General features: G+C 69.2%; 19 protein-coding genes and 2 pseudogenes. 9 read left to right on the forward strand and 12 right to left on the reverse strand.

Going from position 1 to position 20,439, the window contains the following annotated elements:
• The first annotated feature begins 104 nt into the window (after positions 1-104).
• Positions 105-806 (forward strand): ArsR/SmtB family transcription factor, encoded by a 702-nt coding sequence (locus ACFJGX_RS26820; protein WP_382323209.1) that lies wholly within the window; start codon positions 105-107, stop codon positions 804-806.
• A 6-nt stretch (positions 807-812) separates the two neighbouring features.
• On the opposite strand, the gene ACFJGX_RS26825 is transcribed toward ACFJGX_RS26820, so the two are convergent.
• From ACFJGX_RS26825 to ACFJGX_RS26845, 5 genes and pseudogenes are all read right to left on the reverse strand, one after another.
• Complete coding sequence (locus ACFJGX_RS26825; RefSeq protein WP_382327425.1) at positions 813-1,886, reverse strand: hypothetical protein; 1,074 nt, start codon at positions 1,884-1,886, stop codon at positions 813-815.
• A gap of 112 nt (positions 1,887-1,998) precedes the next feature.
• Complete coding sequence (locus ACFJGX_RS26830) at positions 1,999-2,121, reverse strand: universal stress protein (protein WP_382327427.1); 123 nt, start codon at positions 2,119-2,121, stop codon at positions 1,999-2,001.
• A 106-nt stretch (positions 2,122-2,227) separates the two neighbouring features.
• Positions 2,228-2,446: pseudogene (locus ACFJGX_RS26835) on the reverse strand (universal stress protein); the annotation flags it as partial.
• A gap of 25 nt (positions 2,447-2,471) precedes the next feature.
• Complete coding sequence (locus tag ACFJGX_RS26840; protein ID WP_382327429.1) at positions 2,472-5,552, reverse strand: PAS domain S-box protein; 3,081 nt, start codon at positions 5,550-5,552, stop codon at positions 2,472-2,474.
• Entirely contained in the window at positions 5,549-6,514 is a 966-nt protein-coding gene (locus ACFJGX_RS26845) for an ABC transporter substrate-binding protein (protein ID WP_382323206.1), read from the reverse strand. The genes ACFJGX_RS26840 and ACFJGX_RS26845 overlap by 4 nt, the downstream gene beginning before the upstream one ends.
• Positions 6,515-6,851: 337 nt before the next feature.
• On the opposite strand from ACFJGX_RS26845, the gene ACFJGX_RS26850 reads away from it, so the two are divergent.
• The 5 genes from ACFJGX_RS26850 to ACFJGX_RS26870 all read left to right on the forward strand — a co-directional run bounded on the left by ACFJGX_RS26850 (position 6,852) and on the right by ACFJGX_RS26870 (position 11,298).
• Positions 6,852-7,685 carry an alpha/beta hydrolase family esterase gene (locus ACFJGX_RS26850; RefSeq protein ID WP_382327431.1) on the forward strand — a complete coding sequence of 278 codons (834 nt, stop codon included), beginning with the start codon at positions 6,852-6,854 and terminating at the stop codon, positions 7,683-7,685.
• Positions 7,682-7,900, forward strand: a complete 219-nt coding sequence (locus tag ACFJGX_RS26855) for a hypothetical protein (RefSeq protein ID WP_382327433.1) — start codon at positions 7,682-7,684, stop codon at positions 7,898-7,900. Before ACFJGX_RS26850 ends, ACFJGX_RS26855 begins: the two co-directional genes overlap by 4 nt.
• A complete protein-coding gene (locus ACFJGX_RS26860) occupies positions 7,897-8,709 on the forward strand; it encodes a trypsin-like peptidase domain-containing protein (RefSeq protein WP_382161927.1) in 813 nt (270 codons plus the stop codon). Before ACFJGX_RS26855 ends, ACFJGX_RS26860 begins: the two co-directional genes overlap by 4 nt.
• Positions 8,706-9,782, forward strand: coding sequence for a pyridoxal phosphate-dependent aminotransferase (locus tag ACFJGX_RS26865; RefSeq protein WP_382323204.1), 1,077 nt, complete (start codon positions 8,706-8,708; stop codon positions 9,780-9,782). The genes ACFJGX_RS26860 and ACFJGX_RS26865 overlap by 4 nt, the downstream gene beginning before the upstream one ends.
• 304 nt (positions 9,783-10,086) lie before the next feature.
• Positions 10,087-11,298 (forward strand): hypothetical protein, encoded by a 1,212-nt coding sequence (locus ACFJGX_RS26870; protein ID WP_382327435.1) that lies wholly within the window; start codon positions 10,087-10,089, stop codon positions 11,296-11,298.
• Positions 11,299-11,304: 6 nt separating this feature from the next.
• Here ACFJGX_RS26870 and argP read toward each other — a convergent pair whose 3' ends face one another.
• Positions 11,305-12,210 (reverse strand): HTH-type transcriptional regulator ArgP, encoded by a 906-nt coding sequence (gene argP, locus ACFJGX_RS26875; protein WP_382323202.1) that lies wholly within the window; start codon positions 12,208-12,210, stop codon positions 11,305-11,307.
• Positions 12,211-12,303: 93 nt separating this feature from the next.
• Between argP and ACFJGX_RS26880 the strand changes: the two genes are divergently transcribed.
• The gene (locus tag ACFJGX_RS26880) at positions 12,304-12,585 is read left to right on the forward strand and encodes an ACT domain-containing protein (protein WP_382161938.1); all 282 of its coding nucleotides are present in this window, start codon (positions 12,304-12,306) and stop codon (positions 12,583-12,585) included.
• Here ACFJGX_RS26880 and ACFJGX_RS26885 read toward each other — a convergent pair.
• Positions 12,582-13,841, reverse strand: coding sequence for a LysR substrate-binding domain-containing protein (locus tag ACFJGX_RS26885; protein WP_382327437.1), 1,260 nt, complete (start codon positions 13,839-13,841; stop codon positions 12,582-12,584). The two genes, ACFJGX_RS26880 and ACFJGX_RS26885, sit on opposite strands and share 4 nt — an antisense overlap.
• 204 nt (positions 13,842-14,045) lie before the next feature.
• Here ACFJGX_RS26885 and ACFJGX_RS26890 point away from each other — a divergent pair, with 204 nt between their 5' ends.
• On the forward strand, positions 14,046-14,939 hold the full coding sequence (locus tag ACFJGX_RS26890) for a Bug family tripartite tricarboxylate transporter substrate binding protein (RefSeq protein ID WP_382327439.1): 894 nt from the start codon (positions 14,046-14,048) through the stop codon (positions 14,937-14,939).
• A gap of 2 nt (positions 14,940-14,941) precedes the next feature.
• Positions 14,942-15,907, forward strand: coding sequence for an MBL fold metallo-hydrolase (locus tag ACFJGX_RS26895; protein WP_382323197.1), 966 nt, complete (start codon positions 14,942-14,944; stop codon positions 15,905-15,907).
• A gap of 15 nt (positions 15,908-15,922) precedes the next feature.
• On the opposite strand, the pseudogene glxR reads toward ACFJGX_RS26895, so the two are convergent.
• The 5 genes and pseudogenes from glxR to ACFJGX_RS26920 form a co-directional block, all read right to left on the reverse strand.
• Positions 15,923-16,808 (reverse strand): annotated as a pseudogene (gene glxR / locus ACFJGX_RS26900) (2-hydroxy-3-oxopropionate reductase).
• A gap of 34 nt (positions 16,809-16,842) precedes the next feature.
• Entirely contained in the window at positions 16,843-17,631 is a 789-nt protein-coding gene (locus tag ACFJGX_RS26905; protein ID WP_382327441.1) for an HpcH/HpaI aldolase/citrate lyase family protein, read from the reverse strand.
• Positions 17,632-17,668: 37 nt separating this feature from the next.
• Positions 17,669-19,015, reverse strand: a complete 1,347-nt coding sequence (gudD, locus tag ACFJGX_RS26910) for a glucarate dehydratase (protein WP_382323195.1) — start codon at positions 19,013-19,015, stop codon at positions 17,669-17,671.
• 7 nt (positions 19,016-19,022) lie between these two features.
• The gene (locus ACFJGX_RS26915; protein WP_382323194.1) at positions 19,023-19,973 is read right to left on the reverse strand and encodes a Bug family tripartite tricarboxylate transporter substrate binding protein; all 951 of its coding nucleotides are present in this window, start codon (positions 19,971-19,973) and stop codon (positions 19,023-19,025) included.
• Between the two features lie 315 nt (positions 19,974-20,288).
• Positions 20,289-20,438 carry a substrate-binding domain-containing protein gene (locus ACFJGX_RS26920; protein ID WP_382328821.1) on the reverse strand — a complete coding sequence of 50 codons (150 nt, stop codon included), beginning with the start codon at positions 20,436-20,438 and terminating at the stop codon, positions 20,289-20,291.
• Position 20,439: the final 1 nt, after the last annotated feature.

Consider the following 20,439-nt stretch of genomic DNA (forward strand, 5'->3'; position numbering starts at 1 on the left):
TTCGCGGAGCCGCTCCCCCTGGGCGCCGATGACCGGTGCAACGCTTTGGCCCCCACCGAAACAAGGCGTGTCACATGGCGCCCTGACTGCGTTACGCTGACCCCATGAAAGCCGCTCACGAACCCCGCCTCGCCCGCGTGGCCGCCATGGTGGCCGACCCGGCGCGCTCGCGCATGCTGTCCTACCTCATGAGCGGCGAGTTCGCCAGCGCGGGCGAGCTGGCCAAGGCGGCCTCGGTGACCCCCGCCACCGCCAGCGGCCACCTCGCCCAGCTGCTGGACGCGCGTTTCGTGGTCTGCGAGCCACGCGGGCGGCACCGCTACTACCGGCTGGCCGACGCCGACGTGGCGCACGCGCTCGAAGCGCTGGCCCTGGTGGCCGAACGCGACGTGCACGACCAGGCCTGGGCCCATCCCGAGCGCCAACGCCTGCGCTACGCCCGCTGCTGCTACGGCCACATGGCGGGGCGCCTGGGCATCCTGCTGCACGACGCCCTGCAGACCCGGGGCGCGCTGGCGGCCCAGGCCGGCGGCTACGCCCTCACCGAGGCCGGGCACACGTGGCTGTCCGACCACCTGGACCTGCAGCCCGCGCCACCCCGCGCCAGCCGGCGCTTTGCCTACCCCTGTCTGGATTGGTCGGAACGGCGCGACCACCTGGCCGGCCAGCTGGCCGACGACATCCTCCAGCACCTCACCACCCAAGGCTGGCTGCGGCGCGGCGGCGGTCGGGTGCTGGACCTCACGCCCAAGGGGCAGCGCGAACTGCTGCCCCGGCTGGAGCAGGCGGCCGGCCGCGCGGCCTGATGGGCCTCACACGCCCTGGAAAGCCATCGGGTCGCGGCCGCTGCGCGTGAGTTGCGAGCGGCGCGAGAGGTAGGTGACCGCGTTCAGAAAACCCGTGCAGCGCACGATGCCCACATCCAGGTCGGCCACACCCACGCTGAGCGGCAAGGCCTGAGCCCAGCCTTCGAAAGGGCCCGGGTACGGCGCCAGCGCGTAGAACTTCTCCGTGGCGGTGCGCCAGTCGAGCGGGCCCACGCGTTCGAGCAGGTAGAGCAACCAGGCTTCGGTGGGCGACAAGCGGTAGAGCGTGAAGCTCACGTTCGGCGCATGCGCGGGCGCGCAGGCATACCGCGGCGCCTCCTTGGGTTCGGTGCGTGTGCTGGGCCCATAGAACAGCGGCGGCGGGCGGGTGTCGACGACGGTGGCCGGGCCACCGGCGGCATCGGCCATGGCCAGCCAGTTGGCATAGATCTGGCGGCCGCGCGCTTCCAGCCGCGCCTGCGCGGCCGCGACCAGGCCCAGCGTGTCCGGGTGGTGGACCCAGGCCAGTTCCCCGTGCTGCGCCAGGTGTTGCTCGGCCGCGTGGCGATCGCGCAGCACCGAGGCCGGCGGCAGGCGGCAGCGAAACACCAGCTGCGCGCAGCCCGTGTCGGGGGGTGGCGGTTCGGCCTCGCCGACCGTCACGAACAGGTGCAGGTCCGCGCCGGTGTCGAGCCGCGCGCGCGCCACCGGTTCGTGCAGCGCCGCCTCGGACAGCCATTGCAGCGCGCCCATCGCCTGGGCGCCCCATTGCACGTCTTCGTGCACGTTGATCAGGGCGCGCACGATCGCCACCCGCTGCTGGTACGGCGGCAGCGAGAGCGCGCCGGCCTCGCCCCGGGCCTGCAGGTGTTCGAGCATGAAGCGGCGCAGCATGCTGGCCGCCGCCGCCGCGCATTCGGGCCGCTCCTGCGAGGCCTCGTGCGCGAAATGCCATTCGTTGGCGGCCCCCTGGCGCGCCACCAGGGCGCTGCCACACACCGGGCACCGGCAGCCGCAGTCGGCCCCGCGCTCGACTTCGCCGATGAAGCGAAGCGCGCCGGAGGCATCGGGGGGCGGCAAAGAGCAGGGTCACGGGCAGGGGTGTGGAACGGGAAGTAAAGCCGAAGGGGGATCGGTGAACGAGCGAAGAGCCGGCCTGGGCCGGCTCCTCGGTGCGGCGGTGCCGCCGGCGTCAGTCGGGTGCCGCGTCTTCGGGCACCTTCACCAGGGTCACGGGCACGGGCGAGCGCTGCACCATGTCCTGCGACACCGAGCCCAGCACGGCCGAGCGCAGGCCGCCGCCGCGCGTGCTCATGATGACGGCGTCGCAAGCATGGCCTTCCAGGATCTCGGCCAGCCGGTGGGCCGGGTCGCCGCTGGCGCACGGCCGACTCGACCTGCAGGCCCGCGGCGCTGAGCAAGGCGACGGCCGGGCGCACGAGGTCGCGCCCGGCGGCCTCGCTCACCTGCTGCAGGACCGCCGGGTCGTGCGCCACCACGAGCTCGTAGAGGTTGGCCGACTCCTGCACGTTCGCCACCACGAAGCGCGCCTTCAGACCGGCGCCCACGAGCCGCAGCGCGTGGTGCACGGCCAGCAGGGCGTGCGAGGAACCATCGACGGGGATGAGGATTTTCAGCATGGTCTTTCCATTCCTTGTCTTGTGGTCAGTAGGGCCGCTCGTTGAGCACGCACCAGTACAGCTCGATGCGCTCGGCCACCTCGATGAACTTGCTGAAGCTCACCGGTTTCTCGATGTACGAGCTCACCCCCAGATCGTAGGCGGACTTGAGGTCGCTGTCCTCCCGCGACGATGTCAATATCACCACGGGGATGCTGCGAAAGCGCGGATGGGCCTTGAGCTGCTGCAACACCTCCAGGCCGTTGACGCGCGGCAGGTTGAGGTCGAGCAGGATCACGGCGGGCAGGGCCTCGCCGGCTTCCCAGCGGGGCAACCAGGCCAGCGCCTCCTCGCCGTCGCGCGCGACATGGATGGTGTTGGAGAACTTCTTCTTGTTGAAAGCCCGCAGGGTGAGGTCCATGTCCATCGGGTTGTCCTCCACCAGCAGGATGGACGGCAGCGGTTTGGCGGCGCTCATGACGGAAACTCCAGATAGAACGTGGCGCCCTGGTCCGGTGCGCTCTCGGCCCACACGCGGCCACCCATGCGCTGCACCGCCTTGCGCAACCAGCGCCAGGCCCACGCCGGTGCCGGCGTAGTCCTCGGCGCGCTGCAGGCGCTGGAAGATGCCGAAGATGCGGTCGTGGTACTTCATGTCGAAGCCCACGCCGTTGTCGCGCACCCAGAGGATGCGCCGCCCCGCTTCGCTGCGCGAGCCGATCTCCACCCGGGGCGGCTGGCGCCCCTGGCTGAACTTGATGGCGTTGCCGACCAGGTTGCGCAGCACCACCGCGAGCCCCTCTCGGTCCAGCTGCAGGGTCATGGGCTCGAGCTGCAGGCGCAGCTCGGTGCGGGCGGCCGCGATGTCGGCCGCGTGGCCTTCGAGCACCAGGTCCAGCAGCGGGCGCAATTCCACCGCCTGGTGTTCCATGGTGCGGCGCTCCATGCGCGAGTAGTCCAACAGGTCCGAGATCAGCGCGCCCATCTGCTGCACGCCGCGCCGGATGCGGCCAATGAACTGCCGGCCTTCGTCGTCCAGCCGCTCGCTGTGCTCTTCCTGCAGCAACTGGCTGTAGCCGTCGATGCCACGCAGCGGCGCCTTGAGGTCGTGCGAGACGGTGTACGAGAAGGCTTCGAGTTCGCGGTTGGCCGCGCTGAGCTGCTCGGTGCGCTCGGCCACGCGCTGCTCCAGCCGGGCGTTGATGCGCTCCAGGTTCATCTGCGCCTGCTTGATCTGCGTGATGTCGAGCAGGGTGCCGCTGTAGTGGTGGCCGGCGTTTTCCGCCAGCGCGCGGCATTCGACGCCGCCCCGGAACCAGCGCTCGGGCCCGAGCGAGGGGTGGCGGCGGAACTCGGCGTGCAGGCGGCCCCGGTTGCTCGGCAGGGCGCGCATGAAACGCGCCACGCGCTCGCGGTCGTCCGGGTGCAGGCAGTCGAGGTAGTCCTTGAGGGTGGGCGGCGGGCCCTGCGCGATGTCGCGGCCGATGTTGCGGTACATCTGGCGCGACCACCAGATGTGTTTGGTGTGCGAGTCGTACAGCCAGCTGCCCAGGCCGGCCATGGCCTCGGCCTGCTCCAGCAGGCCTTTCTGGTCGCTCAGGGCCTGGCTGGTCTGCAGCCGCTCGGTGATGTCCTGCACGATGGAGAACAGGTGCTTGAGCGCGCCGTCGGGCTCGCGCACCGCGCGCACATGGATCTCGGTGTGCACGAAGCTGCCGTCCCGGCGCACGAAGCGCTTGTGCATCTGGTAGCTGTCGGTCAGGCCGGCCTTCATGCGGTCGAGCAGCGCGAGGTTGCGCTCCAGATCGGGCGCCGGGGTCATCTCGGACCAGGTCCGCTGCAGCAGCTCCTCGCGCGGATAGCCCAGGATCTGGCACAGCCGGTCGTTGACCTGCAGCCAGCTGGTGCTGTGGGGCGAGGAAATCGCCATGCCGATCAGGGGCAGCTCGTAGAACAGGCGCTGGAACTCGGCCTGCTCGCGCTGCGCGATCTGCGCTTCCTTCTGCACCGTGATGTCCAGCAGCACGCCACTGATGGCCGTGACCTGGCCTTCGGCGTTGCGGGTGAGCGCGCTGCGGTCGTCGATCCAGATCCAGCGGCCATCGGCGCAGCGCAGGCGGTATTCCTGGCGGTAGGTGTCCGGCCCGCGCTTCAGGTAGCCGTCGATCTCGGCGTTGACCTGGCCCACGTCGTCGGGGTGGATCAGGTCGTCGTAGGTCATGCGGCCCTGCAGCAGCGGCTCGGGCGCGTAGCCCCACTGGGCGATCGAGGGACTCACGTAGCGGATCGGGCAGCCGATCACGTTGTCCCACTCGATCACCACCAGCGGCGAGCGGTCCACCACGTCGTTCATGCGCTGCAGCTGCGCGTGGCTGGCCTGCAGGCGCTCGGCCATGCGGTCGGCGGCGGCGCCGATCAGCGCGAGTTCGTCGCGCCCCTGCAGCCCGGTGCGCGCCTGCAACTGGCCTTCGCCCATGGAGGTCAGGGCACGGGCCAGCTGCTCGGCGCGCCGGAACCAGACCCAGTGCAGGAGCAGCGCGAGCAGGGCCACCAGCACGAGCAGGACCAGGCTCTCGCGCAGCACCTGCGAGCGCATGCCCACGAAGCGCACGGCCATGGGCTGGCTCAGGTCGACGACGGTGAGCAACTCGTGCCCCGGCTCCAGCGCCGCCCGGCCAAACAGGAGGGATGAACCGGCCGCGCGCCCCACCTGCAGGGTGGCGCCGGCCATGGGCTCGGCCAACAGGGGTTTCACGCCCTCGAGCTCGGGGTAGAGACCCTGCAGATCGGCGAACGGCAGGCCGATGTCGGTGCGCATCAGCGACGCCAGCACCACGCCGCGCGCATCGATCAGGTAGGCGTGCTGCATGCCGCTGTACAGGCCCAGCCCGCCCACGAGCCGGCGCACCAGCAGCGTGTTGGCGTTGCCGGTCTCGGCGCTCAGCCGGCTCTGCTCCACACCCAGGCGTTCGCGCAGGCGCCGGGTCTCGCTGTCGGTCACCTGCTGATCGACCTCGCGCCACTGCATCGCCAGGTTGACGCCCGTGGTCGTGAGGGCGAAGGCGGCCAGCAGAAAAGGCGCGAGCCAGCGCGCGGGAAGGGAGAGCAGGCGGGTCACCGGCTTCATGGCAAGGGCCCCGCGGTCGGTGCGCGCAGCGCCGGTGTGGTGTCGATCAGCGCGGCCCAGTTGGGGGCCGAGCGCAGCACCCCGAGTTCCACCAGCAGGCGGGCCACGCCCTCGCCCTGCTGCGCCAGCGGGGGTGGGTTGCCGGTGAGCATGGCCAGCGACTCCTCGGGTGAATAGAAGCGCAGCCCCCGCTGCACCGCCTGGTATTGCGCGGGTGTCAGGTCGGCGCCGGGCGCCAGCGAGGTGGCCGCGCCACCCGGGTCCAGCCGCATCACGTTGAGGCCGGCGGCCCAGGCCGCCATCAGCGCGTCCACCGCCTCGGGGCGCTGGCGCAACACCTCGCCCCGCACCACCAGCACGTCGACGATCTCGCCCGGCATCTGGCGGCTGTCGAAGATGGCGCGGTAGCCCAGGGCCTGGATCGGCCCGTCGATCGGCGCGTAGCTCACCGCCGCGGCCACGCGGTCGCTCAGCAGCGCCGTCTTGTGCTGCGTGGCGTCCATGCGCAACACGGTCACGTCCTCGCGCCGCAGGTTCGCCTTGCGCAGCAGGCGTTCGAGCATCAGCGTGCCCACGGTGGCGTCTTCCACCGCGATGTGTTCACCGCGCAGTTTCTGCAGACTCGTGATGCGCGGCGCGGCCACCACCACGTCGGCACCGGCCGAGGTGTCGAGCAGCGCGACGATGCGCACGTCGAAGCCGCCGTCGACCAGGCGCAGGGCCTCGTCCATGGTGAGGCCCGCCGCGTCCAGCAAACCGTTGCGCAGATGGCGCAGGGCCTCCGCGCTGGAGATGAGCTCCACCACCTTCACCTGCTTCGCATCGGCCAGGCCCCGGTCGCGCGCGAGCACCAGCGGGTCGTAGCCGACCCAGGTGTTGAGACCGACCACCAGCGGTGGCTGGGGCGGCTCGCTGCAGGCCATCAGACCCGCCAGCGCGCCCACACAGGCCAGCCAGCCCAAGGCCGCGCGGGCGCGCAGCCACCACCCGAGGACAGCACCCTGTCCAGCGAGCCTCCCTTCGAGTCCCGAATTGCTCCGCATCCCATCTGCCATCAAAACATTCTGTCACCATCAAGGGCGGTTTCGGACCATCCCTTGGCGCACGACAGGCCGCAAAACTGAACTTTTGCCCGCTTTGCCACCCCCACTGCGCATGATCGACCTCCACGGCCTATCCCTGCACGACCTCCTGGGGCCCGCGCGCATCGACGTACTGCGCCCGATGAGCCTGTCCGTTGCCTGGGCGCCCAGATGCGCCTGAGCCCGGCGCCACTGCCGCACCGCAGGGGCTGACGCCGTGGCACGCCGGCGCGCCACGTCCACCTGGGTCAAGGCCTTCAACCGCAACCTGCGCGCGATGGCGCGCGCGGCCCGACAACTGCCGCGCGCCCCCCGGGTGGCGCGGGCCAAGGCGACGCGCGGCGTGCGCACCGGCCCGGGCGACTGGCTGCCCGGCCTGGCCCTGGGCCCCGGCGGCGCGCGGCGCTACCGGCTCTACCGCCCGCCCGACCTGCCTGCCCAAGGGAAGGTGCCGCTGCTGGTGATGCTGCACGGCTGCGGCCAGGACAGTGCGGGCTTCGCGGCCAGCACGCGCATGAACGCCCTGGCGCGCCGCGAAGGTTTTCTGGTGCTCTACCCCGAGCAGGACCGCCTGGCCCACCCCCAGCGCTGCTGGAACTGGTACGACACGCGCAGCGGCCGCGCCCAGGCCGAGGCCTCGCTCATCCTCGCGATGATCGACCAGGCCACCCTGCTCTACCCGGTGGACCCCGCGCGCATCGCGCTGGCCGGCCTCTCGGCCGGCGCTGGCATGGCGGCGCTGCTGCGCCACGCGCGAGCCCGCGCGCTTCCAGGCCGTGGTGATGCACTCGGGCGTGGCGCCCGGGGTGGCCGAATCCACCGCCACCGCGCTCGCCGCCATGCGCGGGCGCCGCCTGCCAGCGCCGCCAGGCGAAGCGCCCGCCGCCCCCGCGGCCGAGCGCTGGCGCACCACTGCTGGTCATCCAGGGCGGCAGCGACGCCGTGGTCTCGCCCAGCAACGGCGCGGCCGTGGCGCGGCTGTGGGCCGGGCAACTCGGCGCCACCGCCGGCGCGCCCCGCGAACTGCGGCGTGGCCAGCGCCACCCCATGACGGTGACCGATTTCAAGCAGCGCGGCCGCGCCCTGGTCAGCCTGGTGGAGGTGCCCCGGCTGGGCCATGCGTGGAGCGGCGGCACGGCCAGCCAGCCCTACAGCGACGCCCGGGGGCCCGATGCCTCGCGCATGGCCTGGGCCTTCGTCTCGCGCCAGTTCCGCCGGATGCCCGGCACGGAAACGCCCACGAAACCTGCCACACTGGACCGATGAGCAAACACACCCGCCACGCGCCCAAGGCCGTCGCCAAGGCCCCGGCCCCCGCCACCGCCCCCGTGCTGGTGGACCCGCTGTTCCTGGCCGCGCCCCAGGTCTCCACCTTCGTGGGCACCCAGCCGCTGACCAACGCCAGCGGCTTCTTCTTCGAGCGCGACGCGCGCCTGTACCTCGTCACCAGCCGCCACGTGCTGATCGACGAGGCCACCGACCACCGGCCCGACCGCATCGAGATCGGCCTGCACATGGACGCGGTCAACCTCACGGTCTCCACCGGCTTCTCGGTGCCCTTGTACGTGGACGGCCTCGCCGTCTGGCACCAGGGCGAGGACAGCGGTGGTGAGATCGACGTGGCGGTGATCGAACTCGACCGCGGCGCCTTCCCCGCCGAGGCCGTGGTGCGCGCCTTCACACCGGCCCACCTGCAGACCGCCTTCGACGCCGTGCCCGCCGACACCTCGCTGATGGTGGTGGGTTTTCCGCTCGGCTTCCACGACGTGGTGCACCACCTGCCGGTGCTGCGCCACGCGGCCATCGCCTCGCCCTTCGGCATCCGCTTCCAGGCCCAGGGCTTCTTCCTGACCGACGCGCGCACCCACCGGGGCACCAGCGGCGCGGCCGTGGTCATGCGCGACACCCAACCCACACCCGCCACCGCCGCCCTGCCCTGGAAGCTGCTGGGCGTGCACTCCTCGCGCATGGACATGGGCAACCGCGACCTCGTGCTCGACGAGTCGCTGGGCCTGAACTGCGCCTGGTACGCCGACATCCTGCTCACCCTGACCGAACCCGCCACCGCCGAATGAACCCGCTGCCTCCTGTCCGCCCCGCCGTCCTCGCCAGCCCCGACTACCCCTTCTCCCCGATCACGGCGCCCATCAAGCTCGACCAGAACGAATCCTTCGCCGACTTCCCCGACGAACTGAAAGGCCTCGCGCTCGAGCGCCTGCGCCAGCTGCCCTGGCACCGCTACACCGACCTCAACGCCGAAGCCCTGTGCGAAGCGATGGCGCGGCACGAAGGCTGGTCGCCCGAAGGCACCGTGGTCACCACCGGCAGCAACGTGCTGATCGCCCTGCTGATCCAGCTCAGCGCGCTGGGCGGCGGGCGCGTCGTCACCGTCAAACCCAACTTCGCGCTCTACGGCCTGGACGCGGAACTGCTCGGCGCCACCCTCACCGAAGTGCCGCTGCGCGACGACACCTCGATCGACATCGATGCCGTGATCGCCGCCCTGGGCACCTCACCGGGCCCCGCGCCGCAGGGCGTGATCTACCTGCCCCGCCCGCACGCGCCCACCGGCTCGCTGTGCGAACTCGACGAACTGGAGCGGCTCGCGCAGGCCAGCGGCCACGGCTGGCTGCTCGTCATCGACGAGGCCTACCACCACTTCACCGAACACGATGCGCGCGAACTCGCGCGCCGACACCCGCACGTGGTGCTGCTGCGCACGCTCTCCAAGGCCTGGGGCCTGGCCGGCCTGCGCATGGGCTACGCGCTGGCCTCCGACGGCGTGGTGCGCCAGTTGCGCAAGCTGGTGCCGCCGTTTGGCGTGTCGGTGCTGCAGACGGTGTGCGCGCAAGTGGCGCTGGAGCACCCCGGCTACGTGAAAGAGCGCGTGGCGCAAACCCTGCGCGAACGCGAGCGCCTGTTCACCGCCTTGCAAGGCCACCTGAGCTGGCGGCCCCTGCCCTCGCACGCCAACTTCCTGCTCGTGCGCACACCCGACGCGGCCCAGGCGCATGCGCAACTGCTCGCCGGCGGCGTGCTGGTGCGCCGGCAGGACCGCCTGCACGGCCTGCAGGGCTGCTTCCGCGTGACCGTGGGCACGGTGGAAGAGAACGATGCGTTCCTGCGCGCGGCTGGGTTGATGGCCTAGGAAGAGACTCACTTCCCTTGGTTGAACGTGAGAAGGCAGGCGTGTTCAATTCTTTTGCCTCTTTCTCAAATTTTCTAAACCGATGAGAAAAAAGGCCTCGTAGACCACCGGCACCGAGAGAATGCGCGCACCCCGAAAGGCCCATCCAGGGCCAAGGGATCTCTCGGAGAAGCCCATGATTCAGAGAAGCGCCATTCTGGAAGAACTGCAACGGAGCACAGCTCTGTACCGGCCCTCGTGCGCATGAGGAGGGGCATCCAGCGTGCGCCGGACATTGAGCGCTTTTCAAGTCGCTGCATTGCTCGTGTCGGCGAGCTACGGCATCGGATTCCTGTTGGGCTCAGGCGAAATGGCGATGACCTATGGCATGGGCGGCAGCATCTACGGCCTGGCCACCGCCTTCGGCATGCTCTTGCTCACTTTTTTTGCGGCCCGGTTGTGGCGATCCGGCATGTCCATCTGGGACTTCTTTGGGGCAGCCTTTGGGGAACGCTCCAGACAGGCTGTGGCCCTCTTGTCGGTGATCTGGATGGCCGGGGTGCTGGCGGCACAAATCCATGGTGGCGTTGCCATCCTCAACCTGCTGGGATTGAGCGCGATCGCAGCCTACGCGCTCGTGTTGCTATGCATCCTGGTTGCATCCCGGCTGAATTTGAGGACCGCCTCTGCCGTGCTCTCTGTCTTCTTGTTGGCAAGTGGCGTGGTTCTCGTCCTCGCATTGATCAATGGCAACGGTGGCGCCATCTACCTGAAAAGCCCACAGAGGTTCATCGCTGACGCGCCCTTGCTGGGCATTGGCGCCATGGTGTCCATCTCGGTCGCGGTTGCCGCGCTGGTGTGCACGGGCGCCGACTACCACCAGTTCCTTCTGGCGGCCAGGCGAGCCTCTGGCGCCGTGTGGGGTTGCCTCATTGCTGCGGGGTGTCTGATCGCCGTGAGCTTTCTTCCCGCGTCGGTCGTGCTCGGGTTCAAGGAAGGCGGCCATCTCACGAACCTCTCCGATGCGAAACAGATCATCCCGTTCATCTTGGCTCAAGAGGTCGGCCATCTCGGTGCGGCCATCGGCAGCACGCTGTTGTTGGGTTTGTCTGCCGCCGCACTGGGATCGGGGGCCGCCATCACGCGAGCCATGACCGAAGCGTTGGACTCGGCAACTCAAGGCATCGAGTTCGTCAGCGGCATCCGGGCGAGTCTTGTCGCACTGGGAATGGCAACAGCGCTGGCCGCACGCGGGCAAGGGATCGTCGCCACGATGGTTTCTGTGAACGTGATCTACATCGGCAGCATCGCGATCGTCTTCGTCGCTCTGCTTGCGAACTGGAAGCTGACCGCATCACAAGCCTCCCTCATCATGGGGACTGGCTTCGTGGCTTCTGCTGGTGTCTACCTGTTGGCGTGGGCGGGGGCTCGTTTCACGGACGGGGATCTCGCTTCGCTGCTGGCTGGATTGGTTGCATCCGCCTCCGTTTTTTGCATTGTCGCCATCGCGGGGAAGCTCAGAAAACTGCCATCCTGAGTGCCTCTATTTCGACGGTTCCTGCGCCAGCGTGGCGCGCGCGGCGTTGACAACAACGCGCGTCATCTCCTGAAAGACAGGCGGCTCGACTTCCCATCGATGCCAATAGAGAACGACCTTCATGACTTGACCCGGGGTCAGCTCGATCAACGTGGACATCTCGACATCACCCTTCGCCTGCTCTGCCGGCAGGAGGCCATAGCCCGCCCCTCTCAGGATCGCTTCGCGCAAAGTGTTCGGAGCCGGAAGATAGTGCTTCACATACCGTGCAACCTGAAAGCCGAACACCTTCTCCAGAAAGTCGTCGTGCAGCGAGTCCTTCCTGTTGAAGAGGACGGCGGGTGCATCCAGCACGGCCTGAAGGCCAAGCCCATTCGGAAAGTGTCGGGCCGAGAACTGCGGCGTGGCGTAACACCGGTACTCCATGTGTCCCAGCGGCTCGGCAACGAACCCGGGCATGGCATCCGACTTGGTGGAGATGCACCCGATCACCTCCCCCTTGATGAGCCGTTCCATGGTGTGATCCTGGTCATCGATCACCAACTCCAGCGCGATGCGTTTCGTCTCAAGAATCCGCCAAAGCGCTTGAGAGAACCACGTCGCCAAAGAATCGGCATTGACGGCGATCGCGACCGGGACCGCCTTCTTCTCGCAGCTCGTGGGCACCAGATCGGTCAACACGGCTTCCTCAATCAGTCGAAGCATCTTGACGTGGCGCATCAGTGTCTCACCGGACGACGTGGGAACCACGGGCTTGGCGCGCACCAGGAGCACGTTAGAAAGCGAGTCCTCCAGCGCCTTGATGCGCTGTGACACTGCACCCTTGGTCACGTTGAGCACCGCGGCAGCACGATCAAAGCTCCCATGCTCGACGACCGACGCAAACGTCTCCAATTGCTCTCTGTTCAGCATCAACCTCTCTCCTCGCCTGTACAGTCAACGGTCTCGCACCGGTGCACCCTCCGCGATGCCTCGCTACTCGACGGACTCGAACCGGTTTGCACCATGCAGGAAGCGGAAGGCCTGACGGCCATCGTGCCCAAGGAGCAGGCCCAGGCGCTGGGCATCGCCTTTCAATTCGAGTCCGTTTTGATCACCTTGTCCGTGCACTCCTCGCTGGCAGCCGTGGGCTTTCTCGCGCGAGTCTGCAGCGTGCTGGCGGCGGCATCGATCCCCTGCAACGTGGTCTCCGGCTTTTATCACGACCATCTGTTCGTGCCGTCCGACAAGTTGTCCGAAACGCTCGCCGCGCTGGGCCAGCTCTCGCGAAAAACCGCGCAGACCTAAGTGCCTGCGTCGCCCACCTGGGTTCGCTCGAACGGCGTCAGCGCGTTGAGCTGCTCCCACAGGTAGACGCAGGATGGTGGCCAGGCGAAGGCCCGCCGCACGGTGATGCCGATGCGGCGGTCCACTTCGTGCAACGTCACCGGCACCCGCACCAGCGCGCCACTCGCCAGGTCTTCCTGCACCTGCAATGGCGACATCAGCGCGATGTGGTCGCTCTTCATCAGCAGCGCGCGCACCAGCGGCGGGCTGTTGGCGTGGAACGAGGCCTGGGGCAAGGGCGCGCCGGCGGCGCGGAACGCACGCTCGAACGCGGCATGGGCCGGCGTGTTTTCCAGCGGCGCGATCCAGGCCTGGTGGCGCAACTGGCGCAGGGAGCGCAGCCGCCCCGCCGAGGCCAGCGCATGGCCCTGGCGCACCACCGCGATCAGCGATTCCCGGAACAGCTCGCGCTCTTCCAGCTCGGGCGCCACGAGCTCGCCGCGCAGGGGACCAAGAATCATGTCGAGGTCACCGGTCTTGAGCTGCCGGGCCATGGCGTCGTAGGTGCCGTCGCTCACGGTCACCACCACCTTGGGCATGCGCTGCAGCAGCCCGGCCAGGGCGCGCGGCGCCAGCGAGGTGCTGGCCATGGGCAGCACGCCCAGGTGCAGGCGCCCCGTGGCCTCGCCCCGGTAGGCGGACATCTGTTCCTGGAGCACGCGCAGGATGTTGAGCACGCGCTTGAGCGGCGCCAACACCCGCTCGCCGTCGCGTGTCAGGCGCAGGCCCCGCTGGGTGCGCTGCATCAAGGCGCGGCCATAGGCCTGGTGCAGGGACCGCAGCTGCTGGCTGACCGCCGGCTGCGACAGGCCGAGCGAGCGCGCGGCCAGCGTTTCGTTGGTCAGCTCGGTGCAGGCCACGAAGCAGCGCAGCATGGGCACCGTGAGCACGCGGAACAGGCTCTCCACCTGGCGCCGCAGGGGCTCCGGCCGAGGATCCTGCGGGGTGCTTTCCGAGGCGCTCAGCACCAGCTCGGCGCGCATGGCCGCGCAGCCGCGCACCACCGCCAGCCCGGCGGTCGTGCACACCATGCCCCGGGTGCCGCGCTCGAACAGGGCCACCCGCAAGGCCTGCTCGGTCTGCTGGATGGTGCGCGAGACGGTGGAGGTGGAGCAGTGCAGGGTCTGCGCGGCCACGGCCGCGCTGCCACCTTCGTGCGTGGCTTCCACGGTGCGCAGCGCGCGCAACCGGGTCAGCGGGTCGTCGTGTGGGTCCATGCTGTCATAAGCAGATTGCAATTCGGGCCAAGCATATTGCAGTTGTGGCGCCGGCGGCCAGCCGCGACACTGGGTGGCGTTTCAACCCGTTCTCCTATAAACAGAATCTCATGACCTTTTCAGTCCCCCGGATCACCCGGCGCCAACTGGTGCTGCGCCACCGCCGCCGGCCTGGCCGTCGGCCGCGCGCAGGCTCAGGCCTCCTTGCCCAAGACCATCAAGCTGGTGGTGCCCTTCCCCCCCGGCGGCTCCACCGACATCCTGGGGCGCGCGATCGGCGCGCGGCTGGCCACGCAACTGGGCATCACGGTGGTGATCGAGAACAAGGGCGGCGCGGCCGGCTCGGTGGGCGCGGGCGAGGTGGCCCGCATGGCACCGGACGGCGCCACGATCATGATGGGCCACATCGGCACGCTGGCGATCAACCCCTCGATCTACCCCAAGCTGCCCTACGACCCGGTCAAGAGCTTCGCCCCGCTGGCGCTGGTGGCCCGCGTGCCCAACGTGCTGGTGGTCAACGAGAAGTTTCCCGCCACCGACTTCAAGGCCTTCATCGCCAAGGCCAAGGCCGAGCCGGGCCGGCTCAACTACTCGTCGGGCGGCAATGGCAGCGCGGCCCACATCACTTTCGAGTACCTCAAGCAGGAAGCCGGCATCTTCATGCCGCACATCCCCTACCGGGGCGCGGCGCCGGCCGTGAGCGATGTGCTGGGCGGCCAGGTGGAGGCGATCTTCACCGGCTCGCCGGCCCTGATCGCCCACATTCGCAGCGGGCGCCTGCGGCCGCTGGCGGTCTCCAGCCCGCAGCGCATGCCGGCCCTGCCCGACGTGCCCACGGTCGCCGAGAGCGGCTACCCCGGCTTCGACGCCGACCAGTGGTACGGCATCGTGGCCCCGGCCGGCCTGCCCGCGCCGCTGATCGCGCTCTACAACAGCGAGATCAACAAGGCCCTGACCTCGCCCGAGGTGGCGCGCGCGCTGGCGATCGAAGGCGCCGTGCCCACGCCCACCACGCCGCAGGCTTTCGCGCAGCTGATCGCGCGCGAGATTCCCCGCTGGGCCAAGGTGATCCAGCGCGGCAACGTGAAGGCCGACTGACCATGACCACCTCCACCCGGCGAGATTTCCTTCTTTGGGGTGCGGCGAGTGCCACCGCGCTCGCTTTCGGCTCGGCCTGGTCGCAGGGCAGCGGCAACCTGGGCACGGCGCCCCTGCCCACCCAGGGCTGGCGGCGGTTCTCGCTCGGTTCGGCCGAGGTGCTCGCGCTCAACGACGGCGTGGTGCGCCGCCCGCTGGGCGAAGAGTTCGTGCGCAACGCGCCGCTGGAGCAGGTGAAAGCCGTGCTGGCCTCGCAGCAACTGCCCACCGAGTACATCGACGTGCCCTACAACGCCTTCCTGCTGATCGTGGGCGGCAAGCGCTGCCTCATCGACACGGGTTTCGCCGACAACGGGCCGCCCAACACCGGGCGCCTGCTGGAGAACCTGCGCGGCGCCGGCCTGGGCCCGGCGGACATCGACACGGTGTTGCTGAGCCACCTGCACGGCGACCACGTAAGCGGCCTGCGCCGCAAGGACGGCGGCCTGGTGTTCCCGAACGCCACGGTGCTGGTGCCCACGCCGGAGTTCGACTTCTGGATGGACCCGAAGCGCCTGGAAGCGGCGGCGCCGGGCGCCAAGCCGGGCTTCGTGAACGCGCGCCGCGTGCTGGACGGCTACCCGGCCGACAAGCTGCAGCGCTTCACACCCGGAGACCGGTTGCTCGGTGCGGTGGACAGCATCGCCGCCTACGGCCATTCACCGGGGCACACGCTGTTCTCGCTGCGCGGCTCGAGCGCGAACTTCACCTACCTGGCCGACGCGGCGCACTACCCCGCGCTGTTCACCCGCAACCCGGACTGGCAGGTGCAGTTCGACATGGACCCTGAACTGGCCCGCGCCTCGCGCCGCGCGGCATTGGCGCGCGCAGCGGCGGACCAGGGCATCGTGGGCGGGTACCACTTCCCCTTCCCGGCGTTCGGCCGCATCCAGGCCGAGGGCAACGGCTACGCCTTCACGTCGGCGTAGCCACCAGGGGCGGCGTCAGCCCTTGGCGACCTCGTGGTTGCCATCAGCTCCAGCGCCTTCACCAGCGCCGAGTGATCCAGGTCGGCCAGGCCGTTCGCGGCGCAGGCGCCCATGAGCTGGGCGGCGCTGGCGGTCTGCGGCAGGCCCACGCCGAGTTCCTTCGCGCCCTGCAGCGCGAGGTTCAGGTCCTTCTGGTGCAGCTTGATGCGAAAGCCCGGGTTGAAGGTGCGCTTGATCATGCGCTCGCCGTGCACCTCGAGAATGCGGCTGGCCGCGAAACCGCCCATCAGCGCCTGGCGCACCTTGGCCGGGTCGGCACCGGCCTTGCTGGCGAACACCAGGGCCTCGCTCACCGCCGCGATGTTGAGCGCCACGATGATCTGGTTGCGCGACCTTGGTGGTCTGGCCGTCGCCGTTGCCGCCCACCAGCGTGATGTTCTTGCCCATCAGTTCCAGCAGGGGGCGCACGCGCTCGAACACGGCCTCGTCGCCACCGCACATGATGGTGAGCGAGCCGGCCTTGGCGCCGACCTCGCCGCCGGACACTGGCGCATCGACGTAGTCGCAGCCCAGCGCGTTGATCTTCTTCGCGAATTCCTTGGTCGGCGATGGGCGAGATCGAGCTCATGTCGACCACCACCTTGCCCTTGCTCAGGCCTTGCGCCACGCCGTTCTCGCCGAACAGCACGGCCTCCACATCGGGCGTGTCGGGCACCATGGTGAAGATCACCTCGGCCTCTTTCGCCACGGCGGCGGCGTTCTCGCGGCGCACGCCACCGGCGGCCTGGATGGCTTCGGGCACCTGGCTGCGCGTGTGCACGTACAGCGAGTGGCCGGCGTTGACGAGGTGCAGGGCCATGGGCGTGCCCATGATGCCCAGGCCGATGAATCCGATCTTCATGAAACTTCCTTGAAAAGAGGGGTGGGGGAGGCGCTCAGTAGCCGTCGGGCGTGGCCTTGGGCTGCGAGGCGCGCAGCGTCGAGAGCACCTGCTGCGAGCCGGCGGCCATGAGGCGCGCGTCCGAACTGATGGTGACGAACTGGAAGCCCATGGCGATGCGGCGCGCGGCCGCTTCGGGCGACCCGTTGTGGATGCCGGCCACTAGGCCGTGCGCCTTGGCGCGCGCCAGGATGTGCTCCACGGCGGCGGCGGCCTTGGGGTCGAGGTCGTCGAAGGTCGGGTTGCAGCCGAGCGCGAGCGAGAGGTCGGACGGGCCGATGTAGATCGCGTCCAGCCCGGGCGTGGAAAGAATCTCTTCCAGGTTGTCCAGCGCCTGCGCGGTCTCGATCATGGCGAAGGTGACGATGGTGTCGTTCGCGTGCTTGGGGTAATCGGCACCGCCGTAGAGCAGCGCGCGCACCGGGCCGAAGCTGCGCGTGCCGCGCGGCGCGTAGTGTGTGTACGCCACCAGCTTCTCGGCGTCCGCGCGGCTGTTCACCATCGGGCAGATCACCGCGTAGGCGCCCGCATCCAGGGTCTTCATGAGGATGCCGGGCTCCAGCCAGGGCACGCGCACCACGGGCACGGTGTCGGTGGTGGAGATGGCTTGCAGCATGCCCACCATGGCCTGGTAGTCCACCACGCCGTGCTGCAGGTCGATGGTCAGCGAGTCCCAGCCCTGGTGCGCCATGGTCTCGGCGGAAAAGCTGTTGGGAATGGCCAGCCAGCCGTTGGCCACGGCGCCGCCACGGGCCCAGATTTCACGCAGACGGTTGGGTCTCATCAGGTTCCTTCTTCTTTGCAGGTGGGTCGGGGGATGGTCAGCGGTCCAGCGCCGGGCGCTTGGGGTTGAAGGTCCAGTTCGGGATCAGGAACTGCATGGCGATCGCGTCGTCGCGCGCGCCCAGGCCATGTTCCATGTAGAGCCGGTGCGCCTTCTCCACCTCGGCCATGTCGAGTTCGACGCCCAGGCCGGGCTTCTTCGGCACCTGCACATGACCGTCCACGATCTTCAGCGGTTCCTTCGTCAGGCGCTGGCGATCCTGCCAGATCCAGTGCGTGTCGATCGCGGTGACCTTGCCGGGCGCGGCCGCGCCCACGTGGGTGAACATCGCGAGCGAGACGTCGAAATGGTTGTTGGAGTGCGAGCCCCAGGTCAGGCCCCAGTCGCGGCAGGTCTGCGCCACGCGCACGCTGCCGGCCATGGTCCAGAAGTGTGGGTCGGCCAGCGGGATGTCCACGCTCTGCAGCGCCAGCGCGTGGCTGAGCTGGCGCCAGTCGGTGGCGATCATGTTGGTGGCCGTGGGCAGGCCGGTGGCGCGGCGGAACTCGGCCATCACCTCGCGGCCCGAGAAGCCCTCTTCCGCGCCGCAGGGGTCTTCGGCGTAGGCGACCACGCCGCGCATGTCGCGCATGAGGCGGATCGCGTCCTTGAGCAGCCAGCCGCCGTTGGGGTCGAGCGTGACGCGCGCCTGCGGGAAGCGCTCGTGCAGCGCGGTGACGGCTTCCACTTCCTGCTCGCCGCGCAGCACACCGCCCTTGAGCTTGAAGTCGTTGAAGCCGTAGCGCTCGCGCGCGGCCTCGGCCAGGCGCACCACGGCCTCGGGCGTCATCGCGGTCTCGTGCCGCAGGCGGCTCCAGGGGTTGTCGGCGTCGGGCTCGCTGGCATATGGCAGGTTGGTTTTTTTCCGGTCGCCGACGAAGAACAGGTAGCCCAGCATCTCCACCGCGTCGCGCTGCTGGCCTTCGCCGAGCAGCGCGGCCACGGGCACCTCCAGGTGCTGGCCGAGCAGGTCCAGCAGGGCCGATTCCACCGCCGTCACGGCGTGAATGGTGGTGCGCAGGTCGAAGGTCTGCAGCCCGCGCCCGCCCGCGTCGCGGTCGGCGAATCGGGTCTGCAGCTGCTGCAGCACCTTCTGGTGCGCCCCCAGGGGCTGACCCACCACCAGCTCGCGCGCGTCCTCCAGCGTCTGGCGGATCTTCTCGCCACCGGGCACCTCGCCCACGCCGGTGCGCCCGGCGCTGTCGGTGAGGATGAGGATGTTGCGCGTGAAGAACGGCGCGTGCGCGCCGCTCAGGTTGAGCAGCATGCCGTCGCGGCCCGCGACGGGAACGACGCGCAGCTCGGTGACGCGGGGGGTGGAGGACACGGTGGCGAGGTTCAGCATGAGCGGGTCAATCTGCCTTGATATTGCGGGCTTCGATCAGTTTTTTCCAGCGCGCGAACTCGCTGGCCTGGAAGGCGGTGAACTGCTCGGGCGTGTTGGCCACGATCTCGAAGCCCAGCTCGAGCAGCTTGGGCTTGATGGCGGGGTCGTTGAGCGCGTCCTTGATGGCGGCCTGCAGCTTGTTCTTCAGGTCGGCCGGCATGCCTTTGGGGCCAGAGACGGCCTGCCAGGAATACACGTTGGCGTCCTTGATGCCGAGCTCCTGCAGCGTGGGCACATCGGGCAGCAGGGGCGAGCGCTGGGCGCTGGTGATGGAGAGCGCGCGCAGCTTGCCGGCCTTGATCTGCGGCATGGCGGTGTTGATGTTCATGAAGGACGAGTCCACCTGGTTGCCCAGCAGGTCGGTCATCACGGGGCCGCCGCCCTTGTAGGGCACGTGCACGCCGGTGGTGTTGGTCTGCTGCCAGTAGAGCTCGGCGGTGAGGTGGTCGCTGCTGCCGTTGCCAGAGGAGGCGAAGGTCATCTTGCCGGGGTTGGCTTTCTGGAACGCGAGCACGTCGGCCATGCTCTTGTGCGGCGAGGCGGCGGGCACGACGAGCACGTTGGGCGCCTGCACGGCGACGGTGATGTAGTCCATCTCCTTGGTGGCGTCGTAGGGGACTTTGGTGAGGTGGGGCGCGATGACGTAGGGGCCGAGGGAGGCGACGAGCAGGGTGTGGCCGTCGGGTGCGGAGCGCACGACCTGCGCGGCGCCGATGGTGCCGGTGGCGCCGGCCTTGTTGTCGACCACGAAGGTGCCGCCGAATTTTTCCTGCAGTTTGGGTTGCAGGGTGCGGGCGATGAGGTCGGTGGAGCCGCCGGGGGGGAAGGGCACGATGATGGTGACGGGTTTTTCCGGCCAGGCCATGGCCGCGGTGAGGGTCATGGACGCGCCGAGCGCGCACAGCAGTTTCTTCATGGTGTCTTGTCTCCTGTCGTTGGGAATCTTGCGGCAAGGGACTCCGATTTGGTACCGGTACCAAATGGAGGTGATGCGGATGGTACCGGTACCAAATTGGGGCGTCAAACGGTTTTTTTGGTTGAGCTTTTTGGGTGGGGATTGGTTGTGAGACACCTCGCGGGCTCAGGAGCGCCGGGCGCTCTGCTCCGCGGGTGTCCCCCGGCGGCTGGTGCCGCCTCCTCCTTTACCCCGCTGCGCAGAACGCCCGGCACTCCTGAGCCGAAGCAATGCTGGCACGCCCACGGACCGAGGACCGGAGCAGCCGGAGAAAAATCAGGTGGTATCCCGCTCGACGATGGAAAACCCCACATCCACCACCCGCTGGGCCACCTCCCGCCCCTCGGCCCGGTCGATCAGACACCGCCCCGCCATGCGCCCGATGTCCGCGCCGTTGATGTGCACCGTGCTCAGCGCCGGCACCATG

It is taken from the genome of Hydrogenophaga sp. UC242_50 (genome assembly GCF_042697355.1).
GTDB lineage: Bacteria > Pseudomonadota > Gammaproteobacteria > Burkholderiales > Burkholderiaceae_C > Hydrogenophaga.

What these genes read in the sequence shown, in the direction of transcription:
- ACFJGX_RS26840 (WP_382327429.1), bottom strand. Translation starts at nt 5,552, where the DNA reads ATGAAGCCGGTGACCCGCCTGCTCTCCCTTCCCGCGCGCTGGCTCGCG.
- ACFJGX_RS26860 (WP_382161927.1), top strand. Translation starts at nt 7,897, where the DNA reads ATGAGCAAACACACCCGCCACGCGCCCAAGGCCGTCGCCAAGGCCCCG.
- ACFJGX_RS26830 (WP_382327427.1), bottom strand. Translation starts at nt 2,121, where the DNA reads ATGAGCACGCGCGGCGGCGGCCTGCGCTCGGCCGTGCTGGGCTCGGTG.
- ACFJGX_RS26880 (WP_382161938.1), top strand. Translation starts at nt 12,304, where the DNA reads ATGCAGGAAGCGGAAGGCCTGACGGCCATCGTGCCCAAGGAGCAGGCC.
- ACFJGX_RS26915 (WP_382323194.1), bottom strand. Translation starts at nt 19,973, where the DNA reads ATGAAGAAACTGCTGTGCGCGCTCGGCGCGTCCATGACCCTCACCGCG.
- argP (WP_382323202.1), bottom strand. Translation starts at nt 12,210, where the DNA reads ATGCTGAACAGAGAGCAATTGGAGACGTTTGCGTCGGTCGTCGAGCAT.
- ACFJGX_RS26855 (WP_382327433.1), top strand. Translation starts at nt 7,682, where the DNA reads ATGACGGTGACCGATTTCAAGCAGCGCGGCCGCGCCCTGGTCAGCCTG.
- ACFJGX_RS26885 (WP_382327437.1), bottom strand. Translation starts at nt 13,841, where the DNA reads ATGGACCCACACGACGACCCGCTGACCCGGTTGCGCGCGCTGCGCACC.
- ACFJGX_RS26820 (WP_382323209.1), top strand. Translation starts at nt 105, where the DNA reads ATGAAAGCCGCTCACGAACCCCGCCTCGCCCGCGTGGCCGCCATGGTG.
- ACFJGX_RS26905 (WP_382327441.1), bottom strand. Translation starts at nt 17,631, where the DNA reads ATGAGACCCAACCGTCTGCGTGAAATCTGGGCCCGTGGCGGCGCCGTG.
- ACFJGX_RS26865 (WP_382323204.1), top strand. Translation starts at nt 8,706, where the DNA reads ATGAACCCGCTGCCTCCTGTCCGCCCCGCCGTCCTCGCCAGCCCCGAC.
- ACFJGX_RS26895 (WP_382323197.1), top strand. Translation starts at nt 14,942, where the DNA reads ATGACCACCTCCACCCGGCGAGATTTCCTTCTTTGGGGTGCGGCGAGT.
- gudD (WP_382323195.1), bottom strand. Translation starts at nt 19,015, where the DNA reads ATGCTGAACCTCGCCACCGTGTCCTCCACCCCCCGCGTCACCGAGCTG.
- ACFJGX_RS26920 (WP_382328821.1), bottom strand. Translation starts at nt 20,438, where the DNA reads ATGGTGCCGGCGCTGAGCACGGTGCACATCAACGGCGCGGACATCGGG.